General features: G+C 60.1%; 6 protein-coding genes. 1 reads left to right on the top strand and 5 read right to left on the bottom strand.

The features are described 5' to 3' along the window. Positions 1–215 precede the first annotated feature (215 nt). From Q8K05_RS00700 to ppa, 4 genes are all read right to left on the bottom strand, one after another. On the bottom strand, positions 216–599 hold the full coding sequence (locus Q8K05_RS00700) for a DUF302 domain-containing protein (protein WP_305244635.1): 384 nt from the start codon (positions 597–599) through the stop codon (positions 216–218). A gap of 120 nt (positions 600–719) precedes the next feature. Then, positions 720–1,067, bottom strand: coding sequence for an HPF/RaiA family ribosome-associated protein (locus tag Q8K05_RS00695; protein WP_305244634.1), 348 nt, complete (start codon positions 1,065–1,067; stop codon positions 720–722). Positions 1,068–1,186: 119 nt separating this feature from the next. After that, positions 1,187–1,588 carry a hypothetical protein gene (locus Q8K05_RS00690; protein ID WP_305244633.1) on the bottom strand — a complete coding sequence of 134 codons (402 nt, stop codon included), beginning with the start codon at positions 1,586–1,588 and terminating at the stop codon, positions 1,187–1,189. Positions 1,589–1,809: 221 nt separating this feature from the next. Continuing rightward, complete coding sequence (ppa, locus tag Q8K05_RS00685; RefSeq protein ID WP_305244632.1) at positions 1,810–2,349, bottom strand: inorganic diphosphatase; 540 nt, start codon at positions 2,347–2,349, stop codon at positions 1,810–1,812. A gap of 266 nt (positions 2,350–2,615) precedes the next feature. On the opposite strand from ppa, the gene Q8K05_RS00680 reads away from it, so the two are divergent. After that, the gene (locus tag Q8K05_RS00680) at positions 2,616–4,859 is read left to right on the top strand and encodes a sodium-translocating pyrophosphatase (protein ID WP_305244631.1); all 2,244 of its coding nucleotides are present in this window, start codon (positions 2,616–2,618) and stop codon (positions 4,857–4,859) included. Positions 4,860–5,048: 189 nt separating this feature from the next. Here Q8K05_RS00680 and Q8K05_RS00675 read toward each other — a convergent pair whose 3' ends face one another. Continuing rightward, positions 5,049–6,854, bottom strand: coding sequence for a PAS domain S-box protein (locus Q8K05_RS00675; protein WP_305244630.1), 1,806 nt, complete (start codon positions 6,852–6,854; stop codon positions 5,049–5,051). Between the last annotated feature and the right edge of the window lie 184 nt (positions 6,855–7,038).

Here is a 7,038-nt window from a genome sequence, read left to right as displayed (position 1 = left end):
AGCCGAAGAACGCACAGATGCCGAGTGCGGTGCCGAGCGTGAGGTGATAGCGCTGTGGGAAAACGCCGAAGACCGGGCCATCATGAGCGCACTGAAGCCGCTCAACACGGCCGGCGACATGGACGAAGTGCGCTTTGATATCTCTGTTTAGCGCACGCTAACCGGTTTCGTGGCGCCCAGACGCGATGGACCGGCTTCAGCGCAGCAGCGAGCGTTCATTTCGCCTCGTCAACCATCTGGATGGTTTTTTTCTCAACCTCCTTGGCCACTTCAAGCAAGGCCGGATCCTGGGACAGTGACGCGAGCATTTTCACTGGCGTGATCAGGCCGAGCTTCGTCTTGCCCTTCTCCGTGAACACGGAGATACGGCACGGCAGCGCCATGTTCAGGCGCATGTCGATGGACAGGACTTTTGCAGCCTGCGCCGGGTTGCAGACTTCAAACACGCGGCACTGCTCCTCAAAGGCAATGCCTTTGCTGCGAAGGGTAGCGCCCAGGTCGTGAATATGCAGCACGCCGAACTCGTGGCGTTTCACTGCCGCGTCAAGGTCAGTGGATGCCTGCTCGAAGGATTTTGTGGTTTCAACAATGTAGTACATGAGTTACCTCTGTGAGTGGGATTAAGGCCTTAAAAAAACCGCCTTGCTGCCAGATGATCCCGCCAAAGCGGCGACGGAGGTCAGGAATCGCACGGCGCCCAGGCATGAGCACTCAGGGTCTCAGTCATCAACAGGGGCAGGGGCCGCCACACTCTTGGGGTTATTAAGCTGGGCGAAGGTGCTGTCAAGCACACGTTCGAGCTTCTCGACAGCCCCCGTGATGGCCTGGTCGAGCGTCGCGGCCAGGTGCGTCACAGCAATGGGGTTGCGGCCCGCAGGTCGGGCCTCCAGGACGCACTTCTTGTCGTCGCCATGGGTCTTGTGACTGCTTTCGTCGCTCAAGTGCGCTTCCACGCGGGTAATTTGCGCGCCGAAACGGTGCAGCTTTGCATCGACAGCCGTCTTGACGTACTGGGTCAGGCGCTCGCCACCCTCGATATTTTTGTCGGTGTTGACTTGGATTTGCATATTGCGATCTCCTGGTGTGCAAACAAGGATACGTGTCCGCTGCCCTCAGCGTGCCGACTACGCTTGAATAGTCATCCTAACCCAAAGCAATCGCCATCCCCGAATAGCCACACCCGGCGTCAGCGCATCAGGACCAGAAGGAGACTGGTACCGCAAACCAGGCCAAGCACCGCCAGCGCCCCGGCAAGCCACAGCATGCGAACGCGCAGGGTGTCGACGCGAATAATCAGTTGCGTGTTCTGATCTGCAAGCGCATTGATCACCTCGGAAGACGCAACTATCTGGGCTTGAAGGTCAGCCGCATCGGTTTCCAGGTCCCGCACGCGCAACGCCAGCGCAGAAACGGACTGGACTTCAGGTACAAAAGCGGCGGGCGCACCAGCCGCCGGATGGGCGCCTGGCGGCGGCTTTTTCCCGACCGAGTTCCACAACTTCTTGGCACCCACCGCGACCTTGGGCGCATTGCGGACGACGTCGGTCCAGGGAACACTCTGCAAAACAGTCAGCCAGCCTATAGCCATATGAAAACCTTTCGAGAAAATAATGCCACCCTACCATGGCACAGATCTGGCGTGCCGGCTCGGTCAGCAGTTGCAGAAGCCGGACGAGCCTGCCATAAAAAAAGCGCCTGCGGACTGTTCCGGAGGCGCTTTTCTACAGATTTCACTCTGCTTTTTATAGCTTATTACGCCCGCGTTTATTGGGCCAGAGCACTAAACAGCTAAATATTTAATGACAATACTCAAGCCTTGTTGGCTGCATCGTAATTGGCGATGCCATCGATGATTTCTTTCTTGGCGGACTCCGGGCCTTCCCAGCCCATGACCTTGACCCATTTGCCCTCTTCCAGGTCTTTGTAATGCTCAAAGAAATGGGCAATGGTTTTCAGGCGCAGCGGGTTCATGTCTTCCGGCTTTTTCCAGTGGCTGTAGAGCGAGCATTTCTTGTCGATGGGCACGGCCAGCACCTTGCCGTCTTCACCGGCTTCGTCGGTCATCTTCAGGATGCCGACAACCCGGCAGGTCACCACCACCCCGGGAATCAGGGGCACGGGGGTAATCACCAGCACGTCCACCGGGTCGCCGTCACCGCTGATGGTTTTGGGCACATAACCATAGTTGCACGGGTAGTGCATGGCCGTGCTCATGAAGCGGTCCACAAAAATGGCGCCAGATTCCTTGTCGACTTCGTATTTCACCGGGTCAGCGTTCATCGGAATTTCGATGATCACGTTGAAAGACTCAGGAACGTTTTTACCGGGGGAAACTTTATCGAGAGACATGGTCGCTTTGCGTTGATGAAAAGACGTTAATGGGAAGAGAAAGCTTGGGGTCACCTGAGGCCAACTGCGAGAGTTGGCCAGAACTGCTTGCTCGGTATTTACCCTCATTTTACTGATTCCGACCTTACGGGTCGCCAACTTGTCATGTTTTGGCGTTAAATTTCGCCAGTTGGCCAATCGTCTCTACGCGAGCAACGAGGAAGCAACGCAGCGGGGGCAACGCTAGCGTGGCGCCTCCTCCAAGCAAAATAACGTAGGAGATATCTATGACAGACAACTCAGCGCTCATTCTTGCGCTAGTCTGCGGACTCATTGCCGTGGGTTACGGTTTTTGGGCACGCAGCTGGATTCTTTCCCAGGACGCAGGCAACGCGCGCATGCAGGAAATTGCAGCCGCTATCCAGACCGGCGCGGCCGCCTATCTGGCGCGGCAGTACAAAACCATCACCATCGTCGGCGTCATACTGGCCGTGCTGATCGGCGTCTTTTTGGACGGGAAAACGGCCTTTGGCTTTGTCGTCGGTGCACTGCTCTCGGGAGCCTGCGGCTTTATTGGCATGAATGTCTCGGTGCGCGCCAATGTGCGCACCGCGCAGGCGGCCACGCGCGGCATTGGCCCTGCGCTGGACGTCGCTTTTCGCGGCGGCGCCATCACCGGCATGCTGGTGGTGGGCTTGGGGCTTTTGGGCGTGAGCGGCTTTTACTGGTTTCTGGTGGGCAACGGCAACTACACGCCGACGAGCAAGCTGGCCGAGCTGCTCAACCCGCTCATCGGCTTTGCGTTTGGCTCGTCGCTGATCTCCATCTTTGCCCGTTTGGGCGGCGGCATTTTCACCAAGGGCGCGGACGTAGGGGCTGACCTGGTGGGCAAAGTCGAAGCCGGCATTCCCGAAGACGACCCGCGCAACCCGGCCGTGATTGCCGACAACGTGGGCGACAACGTCGGCGACTGCGCCGGCATGGCGGCCGACCTGTTTGAAACCTACGCCGTGACGCTGATTGCCACCATGGTGCTGGGCGCCCTGCTGGTCGCCGCGGCCCCCATCAACGCCGTGCTGTACCCGCTGGCGCTGGGGGCCGTGTCCATCATCGCGTCCATCATTGGCTGCTTCTTCGTGAAGGCAACGCCCGGCATGAAAAACGTGATGCCCGCCCTGTACAAAGGCCTGGCGGTTGCCGGCGGCTTGTCGCTGATCGCTTTTTACTTTGTCACGACGTGGCTGATGCCCGACAACTCCATCAAGGCCGCGGGCAGCCAGATGGCGCTGTTCGGCGCCTGCGCTGTCGGCCTGGTGCTGACCGCCGCGCTGGTCTGGGTGACCGAGTACTACACCGGCACGCAATACGCACCGGTCAAGCACATTGCGCAAGCTTCCACCACCGGCCACGGCACCAACATCATTGCCGGCCTGGGCGTGTCCATGCGCTCCACCGCCTGGCCTGTGGTGTTTGTGTGCATCGCCATTCTGGTGTCGTTCAAGCTGGCGGGTCTGTATGGCATTGCGATTGCCGCCACATCCATGCTCAGCATGGCCGGCATTGTGGTGGCGCTGGACGCCTACGGCCCCATCACCGACAACGCCGGCGGCATTGCCGAGATGGCTGACATGCCGCCCGAAGTGCGCGCGGTAACTGACCCGCTGGATGCCGTGGGCAACACCACCAAGGCCGTGACCAAGGGCTACGCGATTGGCTCGGCCGGTCTGGCCGCGCTGGTGCTGTTTGCCGACTACACCCACAAGCTGGAAAGCTATGGCCAGGCCATCAGCTTTGATTTGAGTGATCCGATGGTGATCGTGGGCCTGTTTATCGGCGGCCTGATTCCCTACCTGTTTGGTGCCATGGCCATGGAAGCCGTGGGCCGCGCCGCCGGCGCCGTGGTGGAAGAAGTGCGCCGCCAGTTCCGCGAGATCAAGGGCATCATGGACGGCACCGGCAAGCCCGAGTACGGCCGCGCGGTGGACATGCTGACCACCGCCGCCATCAAGGAAATGATGATCCCGTCACTGCTGCCCGTGGTGGTGCCGATTCTGGTCGGCCTGCTGCTGGGCCCCAAGGCGCTGGGCGGCTTGCTGATGGGCACCATCGTGACCGGCATCTTCCTGGCCATTTCGATGTGTACCGGTGGCGGCGCCTGGGACAACGCCAAAAAGTATATTGAAGACGGCCACCACGGCGGCAAAGGTTCTGAGGCGCACAAAGCCGCCGTGACAGGCGACACCGTGGGCGACCCCTACAAGGACACGGCCGGCCCGGCCATCAACCCGCTGATCAAGATCATCAACATCGTGGCGCTGCTGATCGTGCCGCTGATGATGAAATTCCACGCAGGCCCGACACAAGCGGCACCGCCAGCGACCATGGCAGAACCTCCCGCCATCAGCGCGCCAGCGTCCACCCCGACGGCACCCGCCATGCCGGCACCGGCGCCTACGCAGGAACCCGGCGCAGCTGCAGTACCCACGCCAGCGCCTGCGGCAACCGCACCGGCGCCAGCGGCTTCCAGATAGGTTCGGACGGGTCAATTTACGGCCCTTCCGACAAAGAAACCCGCTTCGGCGGGCTTTTTTACGGATACCTGCGTTACCTGGCTATTGCAAATTGACAGCCCAAAAGTGATGGTTTAGCGATGGCGTTCAAACGCCAAGGGAGACACGTTCACGACCAAAAATACAGTGAAAGCGCTTGATGTTGATTCATCAGCACAACTCAGCCAGCGTGAAGTTAAACGTAGCGCCGCGTCCCAAGGCAGACTCGCCCCAGACCCTGCCGCCGTGGCGCACAACAATCCGTTGCACCGTCGCCAGGCCAATGCCGGTTCCGGCGAATTCAAACTGCGAATGCAGGCGCTCGAAGGCACCGAACAACTTTTCGGCATAGGCCATGTCAAAGCCCACCCCGTTATCCCGCACGAAGTAAACCGTCTCGCCGGAGCTGCTGATTTCATGGCCAAACGTGATTTCTGTGCAGCTCTGCCCGGCACTGAATTTCCAGGCATTGCCCAGCAAGTTGTCGAGCACCTGCCTTAGCAGCCGCGGGTCCCCTTGGACGAGCAGACCGGCCTCGACATCCAGCCGCGTCACCCGGCCGGGTTCACGCTCCTGATAGCTGCTCAGCAAGGCATCGGCCAGGGCGCTGAGGTCGACCGGCTCCCAGCGCAGGCTGATGCGCGAGACTTGCGCCAAACTGAGTAAGGCGTCGATCAGCTCACCCATCTGCGACGCCCCGGCACGTATGCGCGCGAGGTAATGTCGGCTGCGCTCGGTCAGCGGATCGCCGACCGTATTGGCCATTGTCGTGTCGAGCAGGTTACTGAACCCATTAATGGCACTCAGCGGGCTGCGCAAGTCATGGGAGACCGAATAGGAAAAAGCCTCCAGTTGCTTGTTGGCAAACTCCAGCTGGGCAGTGCGCTGCTGCACCCGCTCTTCGAGGCTGGTATTGAGACGCAAAATTTCTTCACGCGCACGCTGGCGCTCGGTGATGTCGCGCATGATGCCAATGAACTGGCGGCGCCCTCCCAGGAAAAACTCAGAAATTCGAAGGTCCAACGGAAAAACCCCGCCGTCGCTGCGCCTCCCCGCCACCTCGCGACCGATTCCGATTGTTTTCGCCTGCCCGGTCTGAAGATAGCGCCCCAGGTAGCCATCGTGTTCGCTTTGGTAAGGCTCCGGCATCAGCATGGATACGTTCTTGCCGACGACTTCCTCGCTGCGGTAGCCGAACATGCGCTCCGCAGCCGGGTTGAACAGTTCAATCAGGCCGCCATCGGAGATGCTCACGATGCCTTCATCCACATTGTCCAGCAGCGCCCGTTCGTGACGTTCGCTGTCGCGCAAACTTGCGCTCATCTCTTGGGCCTCTGCTTCCGAGCGAACCAGCCTGACCACCAGCGGAGTGACCAGCCAGCGCAGCGACAGCAGCGCGATGACAAGCACGCCGGCCAGAAGCGGAATCAGGTAGCGCAGCTGGCGCCCCACGGGCGCATACAATTCGGCGCTGTCCATTTTCAGCACCATCCCCAGCCCAAGAGCGCCAACCGGCGCGTAAGCCGCCACCACCTCCTGCTTGCGATAGTCGTGGGCGGTAATGAATCCGGTTGCGCCCTCCAGCGCATGCGTCATCGGCAATGGCACGCCTTGCGGTGATCTTTTAGCTAGCGTGAAAATTCCAGGGTTGAGCGTCGTCGGGAAGCACTGCATGTTGAGGCCGAAGGGCGCGCACAGCACCAGCTCTCCCGTTTCGCCCAGAAGGCTGGCATCCTTGAGCGCGCCCGTGGTGACAGGCAGCGCTGTTTCTGTAATGGCCTGGCCCACAACGAGTCCCGCCTGCTTCATGTCGACCACGGCATGCAACAACAGTTGCCCATCCCAGATCAAGTGCACGCGCCCAGGCAGACCAAGCGGAACGCTCAGCGCTGACTTCTGTGCAAAGGAGCCGGCATGCGCCAGTTCGCGTCCGTCTTTGTCCAGCAGCGCAATGGCCGTCAGCCCTGTCGAAAGCAAAGACTGGACGGCTGTATGGAGTGCAATACGGGCCGCGCCGTCGTTCGCATCTGCATTCACGCGTTGCAGCTGATCAATCAGCAGGGGACGCGTAGTAATGAGCCTATTTCGGTCAAAACCGGATCCAATTTCAGTCTGGATCAGTTGCACGCGGTTTTGCAAGGACAACTGGAGGCTTTTACTG

Origin of the sequence: Polaromonas sp. (assembly GCF_030682935.1) — a bacterium.
Lineage (GTDB): Bacteria > Pseudomonadota > Gammaproteobacteria > Burkholderiales > Burkholderiaceae_C > Polaromonas.
The sequence above is the reverse complement of the archived record's forward strand: the minus strand, read 5'-3'. Positions and strand labels throughout refer to the sequence as shown.